This window comes from Methylobacter luteus IMV-B-3098, assembly GCF_000427625.1.
Lineage (GTDB): Bacteria > Pseudomonadota > Gammaproteobacteria > Methylococcales > Methylomonadaceae > Methylobacter > Methylobacter luteus.
Genome location: NZ_KE386569.1, coordinates 1,495,193 through 1,521,272 on the forward strand (window position 1 = coordinate 1,495,193; position 26,080 = coordinate 1,521,272).

At 43.9% G+C, this 26,080-nt stretch carries 22 protein-coding genes, 1 other RNA gene and 2 pseudogenes; 6 read left to right on the top strand and 19 right to left on the bottom strand.

Features of this window, described 5'->3' with window-relative positions; genetic code table 11:
• Positions 1–10 precede the first annotated feature (10 nt).
• Complete coding sequence (istB, locus tag METLU_RS0108755; RefSeq protein ID WP_027157889.1) at positions 11–766, top strand: IS21-like element helper ATPase IstB; 756 nt, start codon at positions 11–13, stop codon at positions 764–766.
• 125 nt (positions 767–891) lie between these two features.
• Here istB (METLU_RS0108755) and METLU_RS0108760 read toward each other — a convergent pair whose 3' ends face one another.
• The 6 genes from METLU_RS0108760 to METLU_RS27855 form a co-directional block, all read right to left on the bottom strand.
• On the bottom strand, positions 892–1,767 hold the full coding sequence (locus METLU_RS0108760) for a DUF4231 domain-containing protein (RefSeq protein ID WP_196806522.1): 876 nt from the start codon (positions 1,765–1,767) through the stop codon (positions 892–894).
• A gap of 4 nt (positions 1,768–1,771) precedes the next feature.
• Positions 1,772–2,245: a TIR domain-containing protein gene (locus METLU_RS0108765; protein WP_027157891.1), complete on the bottom strand. Its 474-nt coding sequence runs from the start codon at positions 2,243–2,245 to the stop codon at positions 1,772–1,774.
• A gap of 317 nt (positions 2,246–2,562) precedes the next feature.
• Entirely contained in the window at positions 2,563–2,967 is a 405-nt protein-coding gene (locus METLU_RS0108770; protein ID WP_027157892.1) for a TIR domain-containing protein, read from the bottom strand.
• A complete protein-coding gene (locus METLU_RS0108775; protein WP_027157893.1) occupies positions 2,960–4,201 on the bottom strand; it encodes a TRAFs-binding domain-containing protein in 1,242 nt (413 codons plus the stop codon). Before METLU_RS0108775 ends, METLU_RS0108770 begins: the two co-directional genes overlap by 8 nt.
• Before the next feature lie 353 nt (positions 4,202–4,554).
• The gene (locus tag METLU_RS0108780; RefSeq protein ID WP_027157894.1) at positions 4,555–6,999 is read right to left on the bottom strand and encodes a hypothetical protein; all 2,445 of its coding nucleotides are present in this window, start codon (positions 6,997–6,999) and stop codon (positions 4,555–4,557) included.
• Positions 7,000–7,016: 17 nt separating this feature from the next.
• Entirely contained in the window at positions 7,017–7,304 is a 288-nt protein-coding gene (locus tag METLU_RS27855; RefSeq protein WP_155920507.1) for a hypothetical protein, read from the bottom strand.
• 133 nt (positions 7,305–7,437) lie between these two features.
• Here METLU_RS27855 and METLU_RS24885 point away from each other — a divergent pair.
• Positions 7,438–8,190 (top strand): annotated as a pseudogene (locus tag METLU_RS24885) (IS256 family transposase); the annotation flags it as partial.
• A 62-nt stretch (positions 8,191–8,252) separates the two neighbouring features.
• On the opposite strand, the gene istB (METLU_RS0108790) reads toward METLU_RS24885, so the two are convergent.
• Positions 8,253–9,002 carry an IS21-like element helper ATPase IstB gene (istB, locus tag METLU_RS0108790; RefSeq protein ID WP_027157895.1) on the bottom strand — a complete coding sequence of 250 codons (750 nt, stop codon included), beginning with the start codon at positions 9,000–9,002 and terminating at the stop codon, positions 8,253–8,255.
• Positions 8,992–10,506, bottom strand: a complete 1,515-nt coding sequence (istA, locus tag METLU_RS24890; protein WP_051299839.1) for an IS21 family transposase — start codon at positions 10,504–10,506, stop codon at positions 8,992–8,994. The genes istB (METLU_RS0108790) and istA overlap by 11 nt, the downstream gene beginning before the upstream one ends.
• 114 nt (positions 10,507–10,620) lie before the next feature.
• Between istA and METLU_RS24895 the strand changes: the two are divergent.
• A pseudogene (locus METLU_RS24895) lies at positions 10,621–11,124 on the top strand (IS256 family transposase); the annotation flags it as partial.
• Here METLU_RS24895 and METLU_RS24900 read toward each other — a convergent pair.
• Positions 11,109–13,085, bottom strand: a complete 1,977-nt coding sequence (locus METLU_RS24900) for a DEAD/DEAH box helicase family protein (protein WP_051299840.1) — start codon at positions 13,083–13,085, stop codon at positions 11,109–11,111. The pseudogene METLU_RS24895 and the gene METLU_RS24900 sit on opposite strands and share 16 nt — an antisense overlap.
• A gap of 92 nt (positions 13,086–13,177) precedes the next feature.
• Here METLU_RS24900 and METLU_RS28320 point away from each other — a divergent pair, with 92 nt between their 5' ends.
• Together METLU_RS28320 and METLU_RS28325 are read left to right on the top strand one after the other, a co-directional pair.
• Positions 13,178–13,645, top strand: a complete 468-nt coding sequence (locus METLU_RS28320; RefSeq protein WP_231383518.1) for an IS1/IS1595 family N-terminal zinc-binding domain-containing protein — start codon at positions 13,178–13,180, stop codon at positions 13,643–13,645.
• A gap of 31 nt (positions 13,646–13,676) precedes the next feature.
• Positions 13,677–14,105, top strand: coding sequence for an IS1595 family transposase (locus METLU_RS28325; RefSeq protein ID WP_231383524.1), 429 nt, complete (start codon positions 13,677–13,679; stop codon positions 14,103–14,105).
• 563 nt (positions 14,106–14,668) lie between these two features.
• Here METLU_RS28325 and METLU_RS0108820 read toward each other — a convergent pair.
• The 7 genes from METLU_RS0108820 to METLU_RS0108840 all read right to left on the bottom strand — a co-directional run bounded on the left by METLU_RS0108820 (position 14,669) and on the right by METLU_RS0108840 (position 22,783).
• Entirely contained in the window at positions 14,669–16,186 is a 1,518-nt protein-coding gene (locus METLU_RS0108820; RefSeq protein ID WP_027157896.1) for a DUF3987 domain-containing protein, read from the bottom strand.
• A 124-nt stretch (positions 16,187–16,310) separates the two neighbouring features.
• Positions 16,311–16,541 carry a helix-turn-helix transcriptional regulator gene (locus METLU_RS27255; RefSeq protein WP_081679055.1) on the bottom strand — a complete coding sequence of 77 codons (231 nt, stop codon included), beginning with the start codon at positions 16,539–16,541 and terminating at the stop codon, positions 16,311–16,313.
• Between the two features lie 126 nt (positions 16,542–16,667).
• Positions 16,668–17,540 (bottom strand): DUF6387 family protein, encoded by an 873-nt coding sequence (locus METLU_RS0108825; protein ID WP_027157897.1) that lies wholly within the window; start codon positions 17,538–17,540, stop codon positions 16,668–16,670.
• A 108-nt stretch (positions 17,541–17,648) separates the two neighbouring features.
• Positions 17,649–18,911, bottom strand: coding sequence for a tyrosine-type recombinase/integrase (locus METLU_RS0108830; RefSeq protein WP_027157898.1), 1,263 nt, complete (start codon positions 18,909–18,911; stop codon positions 17,649–17,651).
• Between the two features lie 171 nt (positions 18,912–19,082).
• Positions 19,083–19,459: a transfer-messenger RNA gene (gene ssrA, locus METLU_RS27260) on the bottom strand.
• A gap of 104 nt (positions 19,460–19,563) precedes the next feature.
• Entirely contained in the window at positions 19,564–21,186 is a 1,623-nt protein-coding gene (locus METLU_RS0108835) for a GTPase (RefSeq protein ID WP_027157899.1), read from the bottom strand.
• Positions 21,167–22,783 carry a GTPase domain-containing protein gene (locus METLU_RS0108840; protein ID WP_331271267.1) on the bottom strand — a complete coding sequence of 539 codons (1,617 nt, stop codon included), beginning with the start codon at positions 22,781–22,783 and terminating at the stop codon, positions 21,167–21,169. The genes METLU_RS0108835 and METLU_RS0108840 overlap by 20 nt, the downstream gene beginning before the upstream one ends.
• A gap of 239 nt (positions 22,784–23,022) precedes the next feature.
• On the opposite strand from METLU_RS0108840, the gene METLU_RS0108845 reads away from it, so the two are divergent.
• Complete coding sequence (locus tag METLU_RS0108845; protein WP_027157901.1) at positions 23,023–23,445, top strand: hypothetical protein; 423 nt, start codon at positions 23,023–23,025, stop codon at positions 23,443–23,445.
• A gap of 11 nt (positions 23,446–23,456) precedes the next feature.
• On the opposite strand, the gene METLU_RS0108850 is transcribed toward METLU_RS0108845, so the two are convergent.
• From METLU_RS0108850 to pabB, 3 genes are read right to left on the bottom strand one after another with little or no spacing between them, the layout of a single operon-like run.
• Positions 23,457–24,149 carry a DUF2959 domain-containing protein gene (locus METLU_RS0108850; RefSeq protein WP_027157902.1) on the bottom strand — a complete coding sequence of 231 codons (693 nt, stop codon included), beginning with the start codon at positions 24,147–24,149 and terminating at the stop codon, positions 23,457–23,459.
• Positions 24,149–24,700: an amino acid kinase family protein gene (locus tag METLU_RS0108855; RefSeq protein ID WP_027157903.1), complete on the bottom strand. Its 552-nt coding sequence runs from the start codon at positions 24,698–24,700 to the stop codon at positions 24,149–24,151. Before METLU_RS0108855 ends, METLU_RS0108850 begins: the two co-directional genes overlap by 1 nt.
• Positions 24,697–26,073, bottom strand: a complete 1,377-nt coding sequence (gene pabB / locus METLU_RS0108860; RefSeq protein ID WP_027157904.1) for an aminodeoxychorismate synthase component I — start codon at positions 26,071–26,073, stop codon at positions 24,697–24,699. The genes METLU_RS0108855 and pabB overlap by 4 nt, the downstream gene beginning before the upstream one ends.
• Positions 26,074–26,080 lie beyond the last annotated feature (7 nt).

Here is a 26,080-nt window from a genome sequence, read left to right on the forward strand (position 1 = left end):
TTACCCAAAAATGATTGCACAAACCCTCAGCCAACTGCGGCAACTGAAACTGACCGGCATGGCCTCGGCCCTGCAAACGCAACAGGAGCAACCTGGCCCCTATGAAGGCCTGTCTTTTGCCGAACGCCTGCAACTGCTGGTCGACCAGGAAAACCAGGAACGCCAGCAACGCAAACAGGAACGACTGATCCGGACGGCCCAGTTTAAACTCAAAGCTCACGCATCAGGCATCGATTACCAGCATCCCCGGGGGTTGCAGCAAAGCCAAATGGCGGCATTGCTGCAGTGCGACTGGATCCGCAAAGCGCAGAACCTGTTGCTGACCGGCCCCTGCGGCAGCGGCAAGACTTATCTCGCTTGTGCGCTGGGTCATCAAGCTTGCTTGAAAGCGTACAGCGTGCGCTATGTCCGGCTCTCCCGCCTCATCCTGGCCCTGACCCAGGCCAAAGCCGACGGGAGTTACAGCAAACTGCTCAAAACCCTGGCCAACTTCGATTTGCTGATCATCGACGACTGGGGGTTGGAGCCGTTAAAAGCCGCCACCCGCAATGACTTAATGGAAATCATGGATGATCGGCATGACCAATCCGCCACCGCCATCCTCAGTCAATTGCCCACCGATCAATGGTATCAGTCGATCGGCGACAACACCCTGGCCGACGCCATTTTGGACCGGTTGGTGCACAACTCGCACCGGATCAATCTGAAAGGCGAATCGATGCGTAAAAAATTGAATTCCTTGACTCAAGTTGAACACTTGGGATAAAAATTCACTGCCACGGATGCGTTAGGATTTTAACTGTTCAAATTGTCCAGAATCGGTGTTCAAATAAATCAGAATACGCAACCGGTATAAATGCAGTTAGTAATTTATCCATATGTAGCGCTTTATTATACGTTTTTCCTCGCAGTCCACTGTATGTGCTCTCTTGAAAAGGCAGATTCACTATTAATTATAAACTCTGATAAATGTGATTCATCCTGCACCGAAACAGACTCGCCTTTAATCAATATTATTTCATGAGCAGCTAAAGAGTAAGATGAATTAAGTTCATTGTATTTTTTAGCCTGAACCCAAGTTAAGACTGCACTTGCTGTTGTAGCGACAACTTCAATAGGGAAAAAACTTGCTGGCTCCTTGATTCTGTAAAGCAACATAAGTACAGCAGTGGAGTGAAGTAAGATTGATACAGTAAACCATTGTTTGGCGCGACGTTTATTAAATTGTGACTTTTTTGAATACCAAATTGACTGGTTATCAATGCGATCGCTTTTATAGATAGACAATCTTTCTTGCCACGGTAACGCACGAATAGTGACCATTTTTTGCGATATTGCTTCCCCCAAGTCAGGAGTCCACTCAAGTGCGCTGGATAAAGATCGATTTTGATCAAGGATTGCTTTCAAATCCGACAAAAGCTCCCTTTGAGCTTGCTCTTCACTTACAGCCTTGTCATATGGTTCGGCTTTCATTATCCAGCGCCAAGTACGCGTTTTAACTGATTCTGCAACGGCACGACCGTTGTACCAAATATCCTCTGGTTTCTGAACTTTCAGCCAAACCAGTATTCCTAACGTAATGAGAAAAAGTACAGCTGACGCGATTGCGCCATAAACATTTTGAGGCCAATTAAAAGATATGAATGCTGCTGCAACGAGCAGAAATAAATAAAATCTTAGCGCATTAAAATAATAACTTTGCGCATTCAAAGATGCGCTATCGGCTGCATTGTATAAAGCGGGAAAATCATTTTCCTCCATCTGCATTTTCTCAATACCCTAAATTCTTATAAACGTGATCTCTGTAATGATAATTATCGTTATCGCCAGGCATCTCATAATTTTGAATTGCATATGCAACTATATTTGGTGAAAAAGGAACGAAGATAGCTCCGATATCTCGTATTATAGGTGGGCAAGTATCTCTGACCATTGCTCTTGAACCATCAATGTTCACAGCAATAATTGTGCATCCTTTTTCAATAGCCACCTCTGCTTCCCATCTGACATATTTATATTTGCTCTTTGTATCCTGACCTATAAGCATGACGTATTTGCCAGCCATATTTATTCTTTCTCGACACTTACGCTTGATATAAGATTCGTTTTCGGAATTTACTTCACTTTGAAGCTGACAGTTAGCGAAATTGAAATCGATATTTTTGTTTGCTTTCCACGCTTGCATCAGACGATAGTAATGAATATCTGTGCTACTAAATCCAACAAATGTTCTTGGTAATCCCATTAAGCCTTCCTTTGTTATTTTTACTAAATTTTTCTAATATTCTTCGTCTATTTCGATTGCTCATATCTGGCTAAGTTTTCAAAAAAGTGGTTTCGCTAGATCCTTTATGTCCTATTACGACAATTAGTTTACCAAGTGCGTCTCCTAAACCAGCTTTATAAATTATTGCCGGTCAGTTTTTGCTGTTACTTACGGAGAAATATTGAGCACTATTATTCCTTAAACTCCCATCAGGGAGCTAAACCAAGATAACAGACATGCCGCTCTGGCGCGAAATCTGAAAGAGAATCAAAGGGTGCATGTGAGCGCTTTGTTGGTTACTTAGCGTAGCTTCTGATTGCTTTAACGATACTCTCAGTATTCCATCGAATATCAGTAATTGATCTCGACGAAACCACTCTTGATATGCGTCCTTGACCGAAAGGAATTACCCCAACAATAGGTACATCAAGCTCTATTGCTTTGTCTAGTTCCCACTCCATCCAATCGCTATAGCTTGCATATATGCCAGCCAAGCCTAATACAATATTAGAGTTTGAGATATTTTCAGTGAGCCGACGTTTAATATAGTATGCATCTGTCGAGTTAATAGGCTTGTCTCTTGAAGCCTCCTCAAACTCCACATTAAAATACCCTCTCGCATTTAAAAGATTCCTTAACCTTTCTAATTCATAGGAATATTTCCATGAGTGGCTTACAAAAATTCGATAATTTTTAGCCATAATCATTCCTTATTAATTCCATCAAATGTTGCTTGTTTGTTAGAAATGTTTCTTTCTCCCATTCTACAGAAGTTAATTCCATGAAAATTTTTTCAAACTTTCTCCCCAAAACATCATTTCCTAGCCCATAATGGCAGTTGGCTAAAGTAGCGTATGCCCATTTATAGCTGCCATCAACTTCTTCTTGAGAACTTATTTCCTCAAGTGACTTAATAATTCGCATCCTTACCTTTCTTGCGGCAATTTTATTAAATGTCTTCTCTTCTTTATCTTCTTCAAAATTACCCAACATATTTAGACATAAGGCATAATTCTCCCCTGTATAATAATCTGTTCTGATATTGAATCCTTTTTCATAAAATTTACACGCTCTTCTTAAATACTCAGGATCATTGCTTACAAGCCATAATCTTTTGTAAATTGCTCCCGTTATCCCCAAAGTTTCAGGGTCATTTATATCACCATCAGGATCCAAATTCTCGATAATAGCTAATGCGTCAGATAATGATGACAACTCTGTTGGCTTTTTCGATTTATATTTTGCCAATGCATGTTGTTGAATAAAATAAGGTTCACTTGAGATTTTTTCGGATGCTTTTTTCCAATGCTTACATGCTTCTAAAAAATTTCCTTCATCCATAAGATTTTTTGCTTTTTCAACTATTGCAAATATATGAGTTTCTCGCTCAGCTAATTCGTCAATAATTTTTTTATATTCAGCAGGTGGAATTTTAGGAGGAGTTATATCTTTTATGAAGTCATAGAGAGGACTATCTATGAATAAATTGCGCTCAGTTTTTTTAATGAGCTCAGCCAATTCGCCCTGGCAGCGCTTCGCTTCATCTGCACCAATATCTTCACCAAGATGAGAGTAGTGGAATATTCGTGTGTGATCCAAATCAAATGGGATTTTCCCTTCTTTCTCTTTGAGAATAATTGTAGTAAATGGCCTTACACCATGCCGGATACCAAGCTCATAAATTGCATTCGGATTATAAGTTGATATATCAGCTACGACCAAATCGGCATGCATTAGTAGAGCATACATACTTTTATCAATTAATCCAGAATCCTGTATTTCATCAGCTCGGACACACTGGTAACCAGAGCGCTCAACGGCTGGTTGAATGATATTCTTATAGGTTTTGTTGAGATCTAAAGTTTTTCCTGTTGAGGGATCTGTTTTATTACCAAATCCCATTATAACGAAACATATCTTCTTTGATTTTGCCATTCTCTATCCCAATTTCATCTCACTACATATAATCTTGAACTCATAACAACTAGTTATAAAATTTATATATACCTTTCATCCTCTTGGCGTTAACAGCAACAAAGTTGTAAAGTTAGTTAGGTTTACTAACGGTATTTCACCCTAGAATGGCGTACTATGTAGCTCTGAATATAATGATAATTCTAGTTATCTTATATTACTTGGCCTAGTTATTCGAAGTTTTATTGATAGAAATTAACTAACAGGCTCGACGGTTAAAGTCATTCAGTGAGACATTAGTTCTGATTATTGAACAAGCTAAATCACTTTTTTGACTTAATTATATTTTAATTGCTATTTTTCTATGAAGGTGTCTAATGACTGATTTGCCATCTCCATTGATGAATTGCTTCAGTCGCTACTGCATCGGTTAACCATGCACTCTTTTGAATAATTTTAGTGTTTTGATTATTAGGTAATTCTGGATCACATAGTTGTTTGCACATATCTATCAAACTTTTATAAGGTATGGGCGACTTGCTAAATAAATTGCCATTACGATACCATGCTAGTTCATTAATTTGTGTTTTGACTAATCCAGCGTAAATATATTTTGAATAGCTTAGATTAAGTTCTATATTAACATATTCACGAAAAACATCCGCTTCTACGATAATATTTGAAATATTCATAATATCTAAGATAATCCTCATAACAGATTTTATATCCATGTTGCTGAAGGCTTTTTCAGGAGTGGTATAAACCATTTGATCAACGCGTACTACTTTGCCTTCTTCAATTAGATTTTGTATATAATATCTGCCATGAGCTGTGCTTTTACTTCTAAGTCGTTCGGCAATTTCCTGCATAGTCATAGCAACTTTTGATTCATTCAGCACTTTTATAATAACATTCGCTTGAGTGACGGATTTTACATCTTGATCAAGGCTTACATTGTCTGTATTTGATTTGCCACTAAAATAAAGCCCATATTCTTCTCCATATTCTCTGACTAAATGACGTAAGGTAAAATAATCTATTTCACTTCGATTACCTTTACTTTGATAATAATAATCATGTAAGTGCACTGTATTCGATTGATGTAGCTTAAAATGATCAAGCAAGTGTTGCATGATTACAGGAATATTGAACTGTCCAATATCAAGAAATAGCAAGCTTCGATAAGTACCTTTAGCGCATAAATAAATATACTCAGAATCACTAAAACCACTACCTATATGTTTTGTTTCATCAAATGGAGTTGATGTATAGGCTTTTTTATTCACTATCCTAACAATATCTTTCCAAGGTAGTCCTTCTGGATGAGAGACCAAGGCATGTGCAACGGCTTCAGCTTTACTAAGGTTTTTAGGATAAATACCTTGTTCAGTTATTTCAATTCTACCATCTTTTTCAAGATTTTTGATGCCATTAATTGATGAAGCCTTACTGTAACCATAGTTTGACATCAGTTCATTGATGATTATTTCTTGAGCAATGGGTGACGTGTTATTACAAAACAGAGAGTTTATAGCTTTATTATTAATTTTTGTATATATGATTCTACTAATACTACCGCTTTCAACTTGACAGCATAATTCCATAAAAGCATAGAATAATTTATCTGTTTCAAAGCACTTAGCTAAATTGGGGAGTAATGCTGTTAAATCTTCGGTCATTTTTTCTCGAATATTCGCCCATAATACTTTGGGTTGTATTCTAAAATTTAATAGTAGATTTTTATTAATAGATTTTTCAAGTTGTTGTACTCGTTGTCTAGTTAAATTATAGCGGCTTCCAAATTCTTCAAGTATTTCATGTTCTTTATTAAATCCCCAGCGTGAAAGCGCAATATCCATTTTCATTTCATCTAATGTCCATAAATAGCCTTCAATATCTTCTATTAAGATATTATCAATTTCATTAAACTCAAGAAATGTAATGTCACTACATATAAATAGACATCTCTGTTTTATAATATGATCTGTTATGTTTTTTGGTAACACACTGAGTTCATTTTTTATCTTATTCTGTAAATCGTTTAGAGCATTTGTAAATAACTTACCGAAACCGGCTTGTTTAACTAGTTCAATCTTATCAATAGTTAATATTGTATTCACGTTACGAATATCAATATTTCCGTCATAAAATTTTTCTATCTTTTTTAATTGTTTTATTTCTTTTTCACTTAAATAGCCATAATTTACATAAAGTTTTGAAAGTATACTTTGAGACGGTATTTCTACATCTATTTCTTTATTATCACTATCAAGCTGAGTAGAGACTAAAGGTAGTAAGTCCTTTTGTAAGGTTATCAGTGAATTAATATATGATTTGCCTATTGTAGGCAATTTTGAAAAACTATCAGCATCAATATTAATAATATCCTGAACCGTCTCAACATTACACATGACTGAGGAAATTTTTTTTATGAGCTTTTGATATTTTGGCGATAAGTCAAGCCGATATATTGGAGTTTCAAAATCGTAGTCATCAACAGTTGATGTAAAAATATCTTCTTTAAAAACAAAGTTTGGTTCTTGTTTTAGTTTATTTAGAATATGTGGCAGTTCTTTTTTAAATTCAATCAGCGTTTCAACGTATAGCTTTCCAATGCCCTGGCATTTTGAAAATTTGTGAGGTTCAAGGCTAACAATATCTCCAACAGTTTCAGCAATAAATCTTTCACCTAATAAATTATTAAAGCCATTAATCCCTATTATTCGCTTGATCAATTTTTCATAATTACCAGATAGTTTAAGATTAGCTAGAGGTAATTGATGGTATTCAGAAGTATCTATCTCAGTATTTTCACACATAAAGCTATACTTAATTATTAATTATTAATTATTTTATCCTGTAAACAACTGAAAAAACGGAACTCTGAATTAAATACTTTCTTGATTTCTGCTCTATCTTCAGCTGGAATTTTTAGTAAATCTTGTCTAGTTTTAATAATGGATAGATATTTATCAATTAGTAACGACTGATTATTTATTTCAATAACCGTTGAGCTAATTGGTAACTCTGAGTTAGTGGTTTTTATGGTAGATTCAAAAGTGGATTTATCTATTATGTTTTTTTCTGATAAATAATTTTCTAATTCACTTTCACTGCCCAGCAAAAACCTGACTTCTAGTTCAGAGCAAGCGAGTAAGAGTTATAACTGAATCTGGTGTTTAAAGAGTTGAAAAGAAGCGGCGTATCTGGTTGATTTGTTGTCGCCAAACAAACAAGCAACCCAGGAATACGCCACTATGAGCAAGCATAACGTTATTGAGTTGGATGGGCGAGCAGAGATTTCGGACCCGCTGACTGAGCTATTGAAAAACGGAGCAAGACAGTTGATTCAGCAAGCCGTAGAAGCTGAACTGCAGGAACTTCTGGAAGTCCACAAGGACAGACGCCTGGCCAACGGCAATGCGGCCGTGGTCCGCAATGGTTACCTTCCAGCGCGTGAGATTCAAACGGGGTTGGGGCCGGTCACAGTTCGCATTCCCAAAGTCCGCGCCAAAAGCGGGGAGCCTGTCACTTTCCGTTCCGCCCTGGTACCACCCTACGTTCGCAAAACACGCTCCCTGGAAGCGGCCATCCCGTGGCTCTACCTGAAAGGGATATCCAGTGGTGAGATGGAGGCGGCGTTGGAAGTTCTGGTGGGTCCTGATGCGAAAGGTCTCTCCGCCAGCACGGTGTCGCGCTTGAAGCAGACCTGGGCGCACGAGTACCAGCAATGGCGGGAAACCCAACTCGACAAGGATCGCTGGGTCTATATCTGGGCTGACGGAATTTACAGTGGTCTGAGAGCGGAGGATGCCAAGCTCTGCGCCTTGGTGGTAATCGGGGTCAACGAACGAGGCCAGAAGCGCTTTCTGGCGATAGAGGACGGTGTCCGGGAGTCAACACAGAGCTGGCGGGAAGTGCTGCTGAAACTAAAGGCGCAAGGCATGAATGTTCCCAGGCTGGCTATTGGGGATGGCGCCATGGGTTTCTGGGCTGCCCTGGAAGAGATGTCAAAGAGCGTTGAAAATTTTCCAGTAAAGAGCGTCGAAAAGTTTCCAGTCGTGTTGTAGGGTTATCGGCCTTCAGCCGCCTTTTTTCGCTGCTTGAACCGATAGGAATCATTACCTGTTTCCAGAATATCGCAGTGATGAGTAATTCGATCCAACAGGGCCGTGGTCATCTTGGCATCACCGAACACCTGCACCCATTCGGCGAAGTTCAGATTAGTGGTGATGATCAGCGAGGTTTTCTCGTACAGCTGACTGATCAGATGAAACAGCAAAGCGCCACCCGATGCCGGGAACGGCAGATAGCCCAGTTCATCGAGAATGACTGCATCACTATGCGTTAACCGCTTGGCCAGAGTGCCGGCCTTGCCCAACTGCTTTTCCTTGTCCAGTTGATTGACCAGATCGACAGCGTTGTAAAAACGCACGCGTTTGCCCTGGTGAATGGCTGCTACGCCCAGGGCGGTCGCCAGATGGGTTTTACCGGTGCCGGTTCCGCCCACCAGTATCAGGTTGGTGACCTGCTCCATGAAGCCGGCCGTTGCCAACTGCTCAATCCGCGCTTGCTCCAAAGGCGTTTCCTGCCAATCAAAGCTCATCAGATCACGGTGATGAGGAAAGCGCGCGGCTTTAAGCTGATAACTTAGGCTGCGGGCCTGTCGGTCAGCCTGTTCCGCTTCAATCAGGCGATCCAGCCAAACTTCCGGCATGACGGGCTTTTGCTGACCACTGTATTCGGCTTGCCACTCGCTCCAGGCCGCAGCCATGCCATAGAGATGAAGATCCTTTAGGCGCATTGCACGATCAATGGACATGGCGTGAACTCCGCAAGGTATCGTAGCGGCTGCAATCAGCTACCGGCTCCAGGGCCAATGTCGGCGTGGATGGCGATGTGTCAGTCAACGGTTTAGGCCTAGCTGCATCAGTTAACCGGCGCATTTCATTGAGCACAATCGCGGCGCTGATGATCCCGGTTTGCAAGGTCAGGTCGCACGCCACTTCCAGTGTCTCCAGGCCATCATCGCCTAATGACCTGGCCATCAGCAACAGATCGACAAACGCGCGATCACCTTGGTCTTGTTTGAGAATGCGGTCCCGGACCACTTTAACCGGTGCCGGCAGATCCCAGGCCTGAAACGGCGCACCATGCCGCAGTGCTCCCGGCTTTTTCTCTAATACCGGCAGGTAATGCCAGGGATCACAGACCAGCTGATCACGGCCAAAACGACGGATATGTTCGGCAATGACCTGACCTTCGGCCACCAGGCGCACACGATCGGCCGTTAAGCGCACTGACACCACCGCATTAGCCCATTGGGCCGGCACGCTGTAGCGATTACGGTCAATACGTATCAGGCACAACTGTGAGACCCGCCGTACCTCTTCCACGTAGCCATCAAAGCTGGCCTTGACTGGCATTAACAGCGGCTGTTCTTCGGCAAAGCAATCGGCGATAGTGCGTGAAGGTTGTTCGGGATGGGGCCGTCCCGCCAATTCCCGACAGCGTAGCGCCAGCCAGGCATTCAGGCTGGTAAAATCGGCGAATTTGGCCAAGGGCGTAAACAGCCACTCCCGGATATTACCCACCTGATTTTCCACTTGGCCTTTTTCCCAGCCCGATGCCGGCGTGCAGGCCACCGGCTCAAACAGATAGTGATTGGCCAAGGCCAGAAAACGGCGATTAAAGCGACGCTCCTTGCCGACAAAGATCGCGTCAACAACAGCCTTCAGATTATCGTAGATCATGCGTTTTGGTACGCCACCGAAGTAAGCGAACGCCTGGCGGTGTGCATCCAGCACCATCTCCTGGGTTTCTCGCGGATAGGCGACCACGAACATCTGCCGGCTGTAGGCCAGGCGAAAGTGAGCCACTTTAATGGTCTGCGTCACACCGCCGAGCTCGACGGTTTCCTGGCTCCAATCAAACTGGCAGGTCTCGCCCGCCGGAAAGGCTAACGGTACAAAGGCTTGTTTGACGGCGGGACTGCTGACTTGCTGTTTCTTCCAACGCCTTACATGGCGTTGTACGGCCGTATAAGAGCCGCGGTACCCCTCAACCTGGAGACACTCATACAGTCGGCGGGCAGTCCGTCTCTGTTTACGCGGCAAAACCGCTTCCTGCTCCAACCAGGTGTCCAGTTGGTAATGGAATGAGCCCAGCTTGGGATAAGGCTGATGTTGGCGCTGATAAACCGGCGCTTCAAGCGTCTTGAGATGCTTGCGGATGGTGGGGCGGGAGAGCTTAAAGGTCTTCGCCAGAGAACTGATGCTTTCTTTACCTACATGATGACGCCGTCTGAGTTCGGCAATAAGGTCCATTTCTAACACTCCAGGATGCTCCGGTCAAAAACCGGTCATTAAATAACCTGGGGTGGAAACTTTTCAACGCTCTTTTCCCCAGGGCCCTGGAAAGTTTTGCACGCTTTTTAACAGGAAGAGATCTATGGTGAGACCCGCCAACAACGTTGCTGGATGCACAAGACCCTGAATATTCTGAATTGCCTGCCGAAGTCCAGTCAGGCCAAAGCCAAGCAGGCACTCCATGAGATTTGGCAAGCTGAGACCAAGGAGGCGGCGGAAAAAGCCTTTGACTTGTTCGTTCAAACCTATGAGGCCAAATACCCAAAGGCAACACAGTGCCTGCAGAAAGACCGGGAGGAATTATTGGCGTTTTACGATTTTCCAGCTCAGCACTGGCAAAGCCTGCGAACCACCAACCCGATCGAGTCTACCTTTGGGACTATCCGTCACAGAACCAAGCGATCCAAGGGGTGCCTGACGCGTGATGGCATGCTGCAGATGATGTTCAAATTGGCGCAATGCGCGGAGAAAAACTGGCGGCGTCAGCGAGGGTTTGATTACCTGGCGAAAGTGATTGACGGAGTGAAATTTAACGATGGTATTGAGGCAATAGAATCAGATCAGATCGCCGCTTGATTCAGGCCCTTGAACACCAGATTTGACAATATCTCAGCGAGTAAACCGTTATATTGATTAGCTAAACTAATGGCTCTAAAGGTTGGGCAGATGTGGTTCTGTTGATAAAAATGCTGTGCATAATCTAAGCATAAGGTACGAAACAAGCATTGATCATATTGTCCAGTTAATGCTGCTTCCAAATAACCAAAATATGAATCAAAGTGCGTAGCGATTTGATCAACACTGATATCCGTCAGAACGCTTTCTATTTCATGAAGCTCAGGGATTCTATTGTAATCACTATAGTATCTTTGTAATGCCTCAATAGCTTGCATGCGTGATTTTAGGCGATACTGTAATTCCTCTATTAGCTGTAAAACTTGCGCTGCGGACTGACTATAATTCACTTCCAACGATGAGTTATGTAAGATTTCATTTTTACCAGATGTCGGTTCCCAATTATCTTTTTCAATTGGAATTCTGTTTACTTTCTTACTAAGTTCATGGACTTCATTCAAACGCTCTAATGACCCAACAAAATCCAATACATGAACATACTCTTTGTTTGGTGTTTTACGTAAGCCCCTACCTAACTGTTGCAACCATACCGTATGAGATCCTGTATAACGCATAAAGACCAGAAGATTAGTTTCTGGAATATCAACACCTTCATTAAACAAGTCGCGCACTAAAATATAGCGATAACTACCTTCACGAAAATCACGAATATTTTGCCAGCGTTGCTGATCATTCATTCTTGAATGGACGAAAGTTGCGCTACCGGCGGGGAAAAATTGAATAAGATAGTTCATATGCGCGATACTGCGACAAAAGACAATGCCTTTAACATTAGGGATTTGTTTGTCTTGTATCGTTTGCTCTATTATGCGAACAACTTCCTCGTCTTTTTTATGCAGAAACAGGCGCTTGTCTAAGTCACTAATTGACATGCCACGATCAAGTTGATCTATACGAGATTGATCCAAATCATCGAGCAGAACTAAATATTTCGGGAATGCTAATTTATTATGGCGCAATGCCCATGCTAAATCGTATTTACCAACATGCCCTGCTGAACCACCAAAAAATGCTAATACATCTTTATTGTCTTCACGAAAAGGCGTAGCGGTAAGACCTACCAGTAATTTAGGACGAAAATGTTCAACGACAGTGGCATAAGTTATAGCGGGAGTATGATGGGCTTCATCAACCACAACCACATCAAATGTTTCTTTTTCCAGTAAAGTTATTTTGCTAAATAGTGTATCGAAACTACCGAAAACAAAGTCAGTATCTTCTGGATCTGCACCACCAAAACAAGCAGAAAATGAGTAAGTGCCAATGCCAAACACGTTTTTAAAAGCGGTCACAGACTGCAATAGAATTTCAACTTGATGTGCTAAAAATAGCACACGCCTAGCCTGGCCTTGTTGCAATATCTGTTTAAGTAAGTGAGCAACCGTATAAGTTTTACCTAAGCCTGTTGCCATCTCAATCAATAAACGGCCTTTGCCTTCGTTAAAACGTTTCAAACTTTCTTGAATAACAGTTTCTTGATATTTTCTAGGTTTAATTTCGCGCCCAATTTCAGAATGCTTTTGGATCCATAAGTTCTGCAAACCATCACGATCAATTAGCTCAACGCCAAGCCTTAAAGCTCGAACTTTTACTTCTGAAGTGAAATAAGAATTTGTTACTAAAATCATATTAGTGACATTGGCAAGTTTAGCGCCTGTCACTAACTGATTTAAAGATTTAACATCAACAGTTATTCCTGCTGCTCGCTGTTTAACCTCGATAGCAAATTTACGCTTGTTTTTATAGGCAAAAATATCGACACCACCATCACCATGCTGAAATTCTTGGCCAACTTTGGTAATGATTGCATCGCTCCAGCCAGCAGCAACAAACACATCACGGACGAATATTTCAAAATCAGACGGAGAAAGGGAATCAACTTTTTTGAAGTCAGAAATCATATATTTTTATTTGGCTCTTATTGGATTCCAGGGAGATACCCAACCATTGCTGAAAGCTTGAATTTGAGGTTCAGTATCCCCAGATAGGACGGATGATTACCTTACCTCAACTATTAGACAATGCCAAATGCTTTGAAACGATTCGCGTCCTGCGCTGGCCGGATAAAGTCTCTTGTCCCCATTGCGGCTCAGAAGCCATAATCAAGCAGGGCAAGGATGATACCCAGTCTGAAAGGCAGCGTTACAGCTGCAAGGCCTGTCAGCGCAAATTCGACGATTTAACCGGTACGATTTTCGCGGGTCACCATCAACCCTTGAAGATCTGGGTGCTGTGCTTGTATTTTATGGGCTTGAACTTATCGAACGCGCAGATTGCCCGTGAGCTGGATTTAAATGAAACGGACGTTCAGCCAATGACCCAGCAGTTGCGGTCAGGGATCGTCAGCAAAAGACCAGTGGTGGTGCTGGAAGGCGAAGTCGAATGCGACGAAGTTTATGTGGTAGCCGGGCATAAAGGCCAACCGGAAGCCGTAAAAAAAAGGCCGAAAAGGTCGGCGTAACCGCTTAAAAGGTGCGCGTGGACGCGGTACGCTGGCCAAGGAAAAGCCGCCGATATTGGGCATGATTCAACGCGGCGGACCAGTGGTCATTCAGATGCTGGACAATGTTCAGCAAACGACCATCCAGCCTGTGATTCAAAGCACCATAGCGCCGGGTACGCTCATTTACACCGATGAATATGCGATTTATGACCGCCTGGAGTCATGGGGATACGCGCGAAAAAGCGTTTGCCATGGTGCCGGGGAATATGCGCGCGATGAGGACGGTGATGGGTTTTATGAAGTGCATGTGAACACAATGGAAGGGTTTTGGTCGCTGCTGCGTTCCTGGTTACGCCCGCATCGCGGGATTTCTCAAGCGCATCTGCCCATTTATTTAGGCTTTTTCGAGTTTGTCCATAACGCCAGAAAACGCGGTAAAGCGTTATTAAGTTCTCTGTTGGAGCTGATTATCAGCTAACTCCCTGGAATCCATTATGAGCCTTTTATTTTTATAGGAGCTTACGCATAGTCCTTGAGGGATGTAACCTTAACCTAGCATCTTATTAACGCTAAACTTAAGAATTTTAACAACAAATAAATACAAATACCTAAATACTTGGGAACAGAAATCTAAATACTAAATATTTATTAGCTAGTACGATTTTTGTCTAAGCTATTTGGTCAGTGGATATGGTAAAAAATAGAATAATCTTATTGATGCGAGCATACGAACGTTTCTAAGCGTGTAAAATAAACATACTTCATGGCTATGTTAAAAAGTGTGTAATGTTTGTGTAAGTGTCGTTACACGCATTCGACTCAACAGTCACGCGGCTTGCAAGCATTTTGTGTAACAATGTAACACGTATAACCTTAAGTGTTTCTCTATCAAGATCAGTAGGAAATATTAATATTAGAAAAAAATAGGTATATCACATTACATATATTACACAATATATCTCTATCCCTTATGGCTGTAAGGCTCAGCGTGTGTAATAGTCCTTTACACAACCACTACACACGCTATGCACTGTTAGAAATTTATTGACCTAACGAATACTTATCAACCCCGCTTTCATTGCTTATAATCAATAATCCAGCTTCTACCATTTCCGTTAGTGTTGCACGAACAGCTTTTGTCTTATTCCCCGTTAAGTTCTTAAAAGGTAATGTTCCGCGCATTGAGTTACTAATTTCTCGGAAAGTGAGAAGTCTTGGACGTTTCTCAAAATATCTTAAGATAGCAACATATTCTGCTTTTTGACCAATTATCCCTTTATCAATACAGAGCTTTAAATTAGCTTCCAGCATGGAATTAGCAATGTTTATGGCTGATTCAACATGCTTGATAGCTATAGTTTCGCTCTCTTGACTATCTAAGATATGTAAATTAGCCGCTATTTTCATGATCTGTATATTGATCTTTCCTGCCGCGCCTCTTAATGATATATGAGAATATTTACCACCATCAGCTAAATGTAATTCGATGGTGTTTCTGTATTCATTAATTAAAGCATGTCCATCCTTGCAGATCTTTAAGCTAATCAAATTACTGTATTCTTTTTTATTAGCTAGAACCTCTTTACCCAAGACTTCACAAATCGACTTATATCTAGCAAGTAAGTCAGTATTGATAGATGTTTCTATCGTATGATCTCGTGTACCTAATTTATGCTGTTCTGAGAGCAATAAGAATCGTTCACTTAAACCTGTTCCATTGGACTGCTTGAGTATTGTTTCAATGCTTCCTGGTTGGGCAAATAAGACGGCTGAACCTACAACATGACCGCTATAACCATCACGACTCACTCGCAAAGAAGCTACATAGCCACCATCAAAACCATTAAGCAATAAATCATTGTTGCTGACCTTACCTTCGCCATAATTAAGTCCCAGCATTGAGTTAGCTAATCCCTGTTCACTGGCTATAGCACTAAAAAAACCATGAGTATGTTTCAAGGTTTCTTCTAACGCTTCGGGTGTAGAGTTAGTTACGAAAAATGGATGCTGTTTCTTTGATAACTGATCAAGTTCATCTTGCTCTTCCTCGGTACACTCTTTCTTTCTTCTCAATGTAGCCAGTTTAGCTCTAATTTCTTTGAAATATTCATCTTGGGCTTTATTGAATGGATCTTGGAATATTGAATTGGAGCGTGATTTCCCTGTACCACTAGGTTGTTCTGCTACAACATATAAACCAATAGGTAATGAGCCATTATGCTGATAGTCCACCTTGTACTTTCTGCAAGCGATAGAGCTAAACACACCTAATCCGGTTAAGAAGGTAGTGTGTTCTGGTAGATGTGTAGCTTTAGCAACATCAACGGCAAGTTTTTTTAGTAAATGGGAATCATCAATAAACTGTAAGAATTCAACAGAACAATGATGCTGCTCACTATCTAAAACAGCATTGTAGTTCTGGGATGGTTTACTAGGTAAAGTATCTTTATCTTTAGTTATTTCTAGTTGGGGCTCCGCTTCTATGTGAGCTTCTTCAACTTGTTGTTCAGGTTCAAGATGTAGTTTCTCTTCAGTTAATTGTTTATCTCTACTGTTCATGCTAGTTTCCTTAGGCATGAATCCACCGCAAGTAATCCTACAAAGTACGCTATAATGCGCTTGCACATTTGAGGTATTAAATAAGGGAAACCCATAGCCTATTAATAGTAAGTTATGGGTTTTTTTATGCTTGATTGATTGAAGTGATCAGGTCTCGAATATCTTCCACACGCCAAGCCGTTGTTCGTTCTCCAAGTTTTACTGGCTTGGGATATTTGCCCGACTTCACGCCATTTAAAAATGATGTTCGGCTTATGGGAATAAGGGCGGGAGTACTGGTTTTTTTGTTGCCTACGATTTGCCAGATTCTTAAGAATCCGGTTTCAGGTAGTTGATAGTTTGTTGTTGTATTCATGTTTCACCTTATCAAATAATTGAATAAGGTTAAGCATTGTAGGCATTTTTTTTGCTGTTTGAAGAGATGGAATTTGAGGTAATTCGTTCCGGTATGATTTAAGCCTTCTTACATACCGGAATGGTTTTAGGCTTTTTTCATTCCAGTTGTTTTTTCAAAGAGGGACTGTGCTGATAGTGCTTCATATATCTTGTTTTTGATCAAATGATCTGCTTCTGGCTTGGTGACTTTACGTAATCGCTCAACTCTATCGACATTATACTCTTCAGGAAAAATTAACCCCGCCATTTTATTTTGAGTAATTTTTTTTCCTTCTAATCTGGATATAAACATTAAATCAAGGTATGGAATAATGCTAAATTTAATCCAATAATCAAAATCTGCCTGCTTAAATAACTTTTCTGGGCTTTGATGTTTAACCTCTTTTCGATAATTTGTTAGCCAATGGTTAAAGTCTTCTTTGATTTGCTCATCAGTTGCATATAGATCAATCGCCACATATGCTAGATGATGGGAAGTATTCCACCCTTGCCTGACATTAATATCGTGTGAAGTCGAGGCAATTTTTGTTAAATTTTTATCTGGAATAAGATCTGAATCACTGTCAAAGCATCTAGCATCATACTCAGCCACATGCCTGCAAGCCTCCCACACTTGTGGAAGATCATCATCTACCAGTAGAGCTAGTTCATAAGAAGAAAGGCTATTAACAGAGGTTGTTGAAAATGGATCGCCTTTTAATATTGAATTAACTTTATAATCCAAGCCAATATTGTTGGTTCCGTTATATACAATGCCTTTCCTTAATTTTGCTGCTCTTGGCAACAAGAAGGGATAAGGAATTCTGGTGTCCATCCACCAAGGACAATCACGTTCAGTCATGCCGTAATGATTAGCATAACGAGCACCCAGCACATTTGCCCATCCATCAATTGACAGTGTTTTTAACACTTCATAATTCTTTATATCAAACCAGCTAGTATCAAGCTCTTCAGCCATTAGTAATACCTAGTTAAAGTGAAAACATTAGTAGAGAAATAATCGGAAATAGGGAATGAATTCCGTCTATTACCCATAAAGCAATCCGATTAAATTGATTAGATTAGCTTATCCTTGCTTTCTGAATGGGATTACATCAGCATCAGCCTTTAAGCTATCCAGATAATCAGCCCATGTTTGCATCATTTTTCGACGCTCTGATAAGTGCGCTGTTCTATTGTATGCTCTGCCGTTCGGGTCTTTTACTGCATGAGCTAACTGATGCTCAATAAAATCCGGTCTGAATCCAAGTACTTCATCAAGAATAGTTCTAGCCATAGCCCTAAAACCATGCACAGTCATTTCTGTTTTATCAAATCCCATACGACGTAATGCTGCCAATAAAGCTACGTCCGACATTGCCCGCGATCCATTTGGCGTTCTTGCTGATGGAAATACAAAGCGCCCATTTCCAGTCAGTGGATGAATATTAGTTAAAATTTCAACCGCTTGTTTTGATAGAGGGACAATATGCTGAGTCTTTGTTTTGGTAACCAAATAACGCCATTCTTTAGTTTCCAAATCGATATGCTCCCACTCCGCTTGTCTCAATTCGCTGGGTCTGACAAATACCAGTGGCGCAAGTTGTAAAGCAGATTTAACGACGAATGAGCCGTTGTAATCATCAATAGCTCGTAATAACGGCCCTATCTGTTGTGGGTCTGTCATTGATGAAAAATTGCTACCGTTAACAGCGGTTAAAGCACCTTTCAATGCCTGAGTTATATCGCGATCAACACGTCCACTTGCTTCAGCATAGCGAAATACTTGTCCGCAGGTTTGCAAAGCTCTATGAGCTGTCTCAATTGCGCCCCTGCTCTCGATACGCTGCAATACTGTTAATAGCTCTGGCGCTTTTATGTCGGCAATGAGCTGCCTACCAATCCAAGGAAATATGTCACGCTCTAGCGAACTCAATGTTCTTTTTCGATGACTCTCTGACTTATTAAGCATTCTCTTTTCGTACCATTCCTTAGCCACATGCTCAAAACTATCAATAACTGCTAATCCAGCATCAAGACGTTTTTCATTTTCAATCACTAATTTTTGAGCCGCTTTTGTTTCCTTCCGTGTATCGCTTGGGTTTACACCATTAGCAACGTTGGTACGAGCTTCATCTGCTTTGCGTCTCGCATCTGCTAATCCGGTAGAAGGATAGACACCTAATGAGAGTGTTTTACGCTTACCTTGGAAACTATAATCGAATCTCCACCATTTAGCGCCATTGGTTTTGATAAGTAGATATAGCCCACCACCGTCATTAAGGCGTTTATCTTTGTCGCCCGGTTTGGTGCTGCGTATTGTGACATCATTCAGTAATTGTTTCGCCATGCAGTAACTCCAGATGCAGTAACAGTAAAAATTTCCAGTTACTGTAAAACTTACTGCATAAATTGTCGATTGTTACTGCATTTTGTTACATTTCTTTGGACAATAAAAAACCCACGAAGCCTTATGACTTGTGGGTTTCTGTACAACCTTGAATCAGGTTGTATTTGGAATTGGTGGAGGCGGCGGGAATTGAACCCGCGTCCGCAAGCACTCCGCCGTAAGGTCTACATGCTTATCCCGCGCTTTTGATTTAACTGTTGACTACCCGTCGGGCCAAGAGGATCAACAGCGATTTCGATTGGATTTAGCGCTTCAGGCTCCGAACTAAGCCCTGACGCGATCTTATGTAATATGATCCCTGAATGTTCCGAAGAACTCTGCGCGCATAAGCACACACAGTCAGAGAAGTGGTGCAGGTTTTAAGCTGCTAAAGCCACTGAGTAGTTTTCGTCGTTTGCGAATACTTTTTTTCTGTAGGATTTACGAGGTGTACAGTCCTCGGCATGCACTTAAGGTTTCGCTACCCACGTCGAAGCCAGGTCGCCCCCTTAACTTGTGTATTGTAATTGATAAGAGTCAATTTTCCTAAAAAGATTCCGTTCATTTACAAAATTATTTTTCAGCCCTCTGAAAATCCGTTTAATCTAAAACCCTACTCAATTAACATTCGGGTTAAAAGACCTTTGTCATTCATGGGAAGTTCCCGTCGCTGATCATCAATTCTGCACTGTTCGATGATGTCGGCAACCTGCTTTACCTGCTCGGCATGTTGATGACTGAAGTTCTCTATGGTTTCAGACACTTCGTATTCAATCATGCTGAGCCCGTTAATCAGTCCTTTGTGAAGCCCCCGTAAGGCCGTTTTTTCCAGCGAAGGTTTCATTTTCTTCAATATAAAAAACGGCGTCAGCCAGGTAATGGCGATCAGCAAGATGCTATGAATAGCGAAATTGACGCCCAAATATTCCTCATTACCTGCATTGCTGGTGTAATATACGGTGAACAGCTTGTAACCGACCCAGATGATGGCTGCAAGAGGCAGCACGATCTCGCACAAGCGCATGAACTTTAAAAAGACGCGGTGCATGACATTGCCGGGATTGGCCAGCGCCTGCCGCACAGCCAGTTCACTCTGGGCCTGAATGATTTTCGGCGCCTTGTCGCGGATCGGGGCCAACTGCTTTTTAAGCGGCGCAACGGGAATGCCTTGCTGGTCGACATTCAGCACGAATTCGTCCAGACCATCATCAAATCGTGCGCAGGCCCACTCGTCCCACATTTGCACGTTCGAGCGGGTTGGCGAATATTTGCCCGTAGCCGGATTGGTGATTAAATCGGCCGCGTGTTCGGCATAGTAATTGGCCAGTTGCTGTATCGGCCAGACCATGCCCTGCTGCAGGATGTCGGAGGTGCGCTGCCATTGTTCCTGCCACAGTTTCGGCGCTTGCTGCACAGCCTGGCTGGAGCCCAGAAATGGCATGTGGCGCTGCAGCCTTTGTTTCAAATCGTCCTTGCGAACCTGCAGGCCTCTTTGTTCGAGTTGCTCGATAACATGCTCGGTCGCCAACGATTCAATCGTGGCTTTTAACGATTCAAACTCATCGGCCTGGAGGTCTTCCGCGCAAATCGTTTTAAAGATGATCGGTTCCTCAAAGCCGGCTTTGTGCAGTTGCTGCTTGAAATCCTCATATTGGGCGGTCTGTCCCCTATCCCACTGATTCAAGACAAACAGCCAGGCATGGCGGCCGCCTTCGGCGAGCAGTAGACGCCAGGCTTTTTCATCCCTGTAGCGTTCGGGACTGACCACATAGACGAGCACGTCGATATGCGGCAGCCATTCCAGAACCAGTTGCTTGTTGCTTTGCTCGATGCTGTCGAAATCCGGCATATCGATCCAGATGATGTTTTTTTTCGATTCCTCATCATGCTGGGCTAGTTTGATGCGCTCGACAGGCAGTTTCTCGGGCAGGTGCTGTATGGCGACGCTGCGATGATGGTACAGCGTGACCTCGCGCGATGTCGGCCGCTCTATGCCGGTCCGGGCAATCGCCTGACCGGCCAGGCGGTTCAGCAACGAACTCTTGCCCACGCCGGTGCCGCCCATGAAGGCCACGATCAATGGCCGGGAGCCGCCATGCGCGAACAGGGATTCGGGCGTTCTTGCGTCGAACTCGCATAACTGCCTGGCCGACTCTCGGTCGATCCAGCCTGAGGCGGCGGCCTGCTCGGCCCAGTGTTTTGTCTGTTCTACTAAGTCAGAGTAATCGTAAGCCATGTCGCTTTTCTTTGAGTTGGTGTTCGGCTGCCTGCAACTGCTCGGGCGCAATATTAAACTGAGTAAGGTGTGTTAATTGCTTGGGCAGTGCGGAAAGCCTTCTGCCCATGCTGTCTATGAATAAGGCTTGTTTGACAGTATTGAGCTGATGCTGTTTCAGTTCCGCCTCGGCTCTGTGCACATAACCGCCGATGGCGCTTTCGGCCAACAAAGAGGTAACTGTCAGCATCGCCGGCGCAATGATCAGGTCATGCATGCCGATGCCGCCTGTGTTCAAGGCCAGCGCAATGGCGGCCGCATCGGTCGTGGCGCGCGTGGCCCGCAAGCTGTTCAGGAGCACCGGCTTTTCCTGCAATTTGCGATACAGCTGTTGCGCGGTGTTTTCCACATCCTGTTGAAAAGCGATATGGTAGTTTTTCGCGGCGTTGCTGAAATCCTGCAAAATATCCGGGCGTTGACTGCGCAACAGGCTGCTGGCTTCTTTCCACCATGGGTTTTGCCGGTTCTGCTCAGCCCTGTCCAGAAGACGGTCCGCCATCTGGATCAGCATGTGCTCGGCGATTTGCTTTAACAGCGCGACTTCGTGGCTGCTGTCGGCTATGTGCTGTCTTTTGCGCCCCAGCTTCATGACTTGTCTGATCGGCCAGGTCAGAATTCTGCGCGTGCCGGACAAAATACCCGCCAGGCCCGGTATCTCCAGCAAGTTCAGCAGCTCGGCCAGGGCGTATTTAAAAGTTTCGTAATGATGCGGGTGATTCAGAAAATCACGCTGATAACTGTCCAGCGCCTGCTTGATCAGTTGGTCGACCAGTTCCTGCCAGTCCTTTAATGCCTGGTGCTCGGCGACGACCGGCTCGACCCAGTACTGCCAGTTCTTCTGGAGCAATTCCTGCTCGTAGCGCGGTTGCTTCTTATGATTGACCTTGCGGGCAAGTTGGATCAGTAGTTTCTGCCGGGATTCCGGCCAGGCCGGCATGCCAGTCTGCTTTTGATAATACAAGGGCACGACTTCCGGGAATTCATCGTTTCTGGCGTGCTGCCATTTTTCTTTCAGTGAATGGATCAGCAAGGTTTCCGAGCCTTCAACGAGCTTGTTCAGGCAGATAACCGTCGGCTGATGCAAATCTTCCAGTACGGACATGATGTCCCAGACCGACTGGTCGGCGTATTTTTCCTTGCTGACGGCCAGAATGATAATATCGGCCAGAGCAATCGTCCTGATCAGTCCTTCGCGATAATTCGCGGCATCTATCGAATCAAAATCAGGCGTATCCCAAAGTACGCTGGGCGGCAAATACGCTGAATCCGCCGTATTTTCAGTTAATAGATAACAGTCGTAACGGTCTGCTCGCGCATGCGCCTGCTGCAATTGCTGGAATCGGCCAAAATAACGCTGCAAGTCGCTGCAATCCTTCAGGCTGATGCCGTTACAAAAACCTTCGGGATGCACGGTATAGCCGGCCAAAGGGCTTACGCCGGCCACACTGCTGTTTAATAACAGGTTGACAAGTGAACTCTTTCCTGCCTGGGTCGGACCAATAACAGTGATCTGCAATGGGTGTTCAGGGGTAGATGCTATGAGTTGGCCTTTACGCATAAAGGCTTCCGCCATAATAAGCTGATCTATCCGCTGTTGATAACTTGTTTTGGCAGATTCATTGCCCGGTTGACTCAAAACGGCTTGGTAACGCTGTTTTAATAATTGGATAAATTCCAGCATAGAAAGTTAGCTTGGGTTTATAATAACCGACCATTTTACTTTGTTTGGTGACAGGGTGTAATGCAATAATTATAAATAACGCAACTTGGACCCGTACTTTACTTCGAGGTTATCTTATGAAGAAACTATCTGCTCTGCTGATTATTCTTACCTGCACAACATTAATTGCCTGCGGCAACGGCATGAAAATAAACGGCCACAATGCCCGCACGGCTTATAAGTCCGTCAAAGTGATCAAAAATCGCCTCCCTGCCGAACAACGCATCGAATTCGAGGTCTCTTTCTGGACTATCCGCGATTCTTTCAAAAATGAAGGTGAATTTCTTGAAAAGGTTGACGGCAAAGAGCCTCAAGAAATCATCGATCTAGGCAAGGAACTTTATCAAGAACGTAAAAATGCCGGCATTGAGGCCTATACCCAGTATTCGAGCTGGGATGAAATGATTGCCAAATTCGGCCAGGAACGAATTAGCCAAGAAAAGGGAACTGGCAAAGACCCTCGCGACAAGGCCAACGACATCCTCTATAAACTAAAATAAGGCCAATGGCCTCATCGGCCAGGCAGCGCTTTTTGTTCAACCAGTGTTGACACAAACTGATTAGCTTCGGCAATGGTTTGCTCCATGGCATGAATCAGCTGCGATATGTCTATGCCGATTTCTATAAACTCATGCCTCAATGCCGCAATCGCCTGGGCATTGAGGTTGTGTTTAAGGTATAGCACCTGATCCTTGAATGCCAGCAGCACCGGCTGGATTTTGGCTTCGGCCCTGCGCATGGACTTGATCAGCCGGGTATAATTTTGCCTGGCTGCCTTCAACTGTTGTTTGCTCTGGTTACGCAAGGAGCGGTTCGTATATTCATCCAACTCTCTTTCCCACTCGATAAACAGCGCCTCGCTGACGTCTTCTATAGCTCTGATTCTGTCGCTGACGGCCTCGGATTTGGCTCGGCAGAATTGATATTGCCTGTTTAACAGATTGTATTTATGGTCCAGCGTGGTCTCGCTGACGTTGACCAGCGATTTAAAACGCTCAAGCGCATCTTCAAACTCATCCCGAGTATCCTGCAAGCTGACACACGCTTGCTCAACCTGTGAGACGACAATGGTACGCTTGTGATCGCCTATCGATTCCCTGGCGCTGTAATAAACGTTGCGGAATTTTTTAGAGAAAAAACTGCCGAGTGAATCGAGTGATTTTCTTATCAGAAAGCTCGTTAATGATTGATTGTATTCGGACATTAGAAACTTCGATGATTAATGATTTTTACTGTAAACGGCGCTCGCGCTGTAAAGCCGTAAAACGCTTTATCGACAATGCCGTGCTCGACTAGTTCATCAATGCCGAGACTGGCGTCAATCATTGCTGACTTTACCAGAATCAGCTCATCCGATGAAAGCATTCCGGCCAGCCAGGCGGCCAGACTATCCGATGTGATGTCCCAACTGGCCTCGACGCCTGTCTCATCAAGCTCGACGATATCGGGCGACCAGATTACGATTTTTTGCCTGGCCAACTGCGCCTGAATCCCGGCAATCGAACCAGAGATTACAAAATCGGGCTTGAGGCTTTTAAACAACAAGGCCATCTGCTGCATTGCCAGCAGCGCCATCGCATGCGCCGTGCCGTCATCGAACCGCCAGTGCTGTTGGGCCATTCTGACCTGGTCGGCAAAAGCACCGCCGCCGGGCACAATCACCACACCGCCCGCATACGCCTGCTCGATCGTGTTCAGGCATGAAACCAGCGCGCCCGACTCAGCCAGACTGCCGCCCAGTTTGATAACGATCATTCTTGCCTAAACCGCTGTAGCAACCGGATCATCGCCGCCGCCTTGTCAAAACATTCCTGATATTCATCTTCCATGACGGAATCGTTGACGATGCCGCCGCCCGCCCAGAAGCGGATCATATTTTCCGAATGCACCAGCGTTCTGATCGCGATATTGGTATCCATATTGCCGTCAAATCCCAGGTAGCCGATAGCTCCGCAATAAACGCCGCGCCGGTTGGGTTCGAGCTCTTCGATGATTTCCATGGCACGGATCTTGGGCGCGCCGGTAATCGAGCCACCTGGAAAACAGCTTCTTAACAGATCCATCGCGTACTGATCATCAGCCAGTTCGCCTGTGACGGTACTGACCAGATGATGCACGGTGGCGTAACTTTCCACATCGAACAGGACCGGCACCTTGACCGACCCTTTTTTGCAGGTCTTGCTGAGATCATTGCGCAGCAGATCGACAATCATGACATTTTCGGCGCGGTCTTTCTTGCTGTTTTTAAGCTGCTGAATCTGCTCCTGGTTCTCCACGACATCCTGCCTGCGCGGACGCGTGCCCTTGATCGGCTTGGTTTCCACGATACCGTTCGTCACCTTCAAAAACCGCTCCGGCGACGAGCTGAGAATTTGCGCCTCGGGCAGGTTCAGATAGCCGCTGAACGGCGCGGCATTCAATTCACGCAGCGCCAGATAGGCGGTCCAGGGATCGCCTTCGCAGTCGGCAGCGAAACGCTGGGTCAGGTTAACCTGATAGCAATCGCCTTCTTTCAGGTAATGCTTAATGCGGTAAAAAGCCTTGGCATAGGCTTCCTTGTCCATATTGGCCTTAATATCGCCGAACACTTTGAATGGCTGATCATGGCGATCAGCTGGCAATGTGCTGAATTGCCCAATTAAAGCCCGCCATTTTTGATCATTGTCCACATGCCCGACCAGCGTGCTTTCTTGCCGTTCATGGTCGACGATGACCGCCCAGTCATAGATGCCGACGGCCATTTCTGCAATATGCTCGGCGTCTTCGGCGATAACGGGCAATTTCTCCAGCCGGCGGGCCAGATCATAAGAGAAATAACCGATGGCTCCGCCATTGAAAGGCAGGCCGTCGATGACCGGAAAATTCCCGATTAACTGCTGCTTGACCAATAAAAACGGATCTTCAGTCGATTGCACGGATACGCCGCCACGCGTAATCCGGGTTGTATCACCGTGCGTGACCAGCGTACATACGGGATCGGCCGCGATAATATCGTACCTCCCCTGCCGGCTGTAAGGATAACCGCTATCGAGAAAAACCGACCAGGGACGGCCGGCGATCGGCGCAAAAAGCGCTGCACTGTTTTTAAAATAAGGAAGCGGAGAATGAAGTTGTTTCGATGACGACATTTAAATT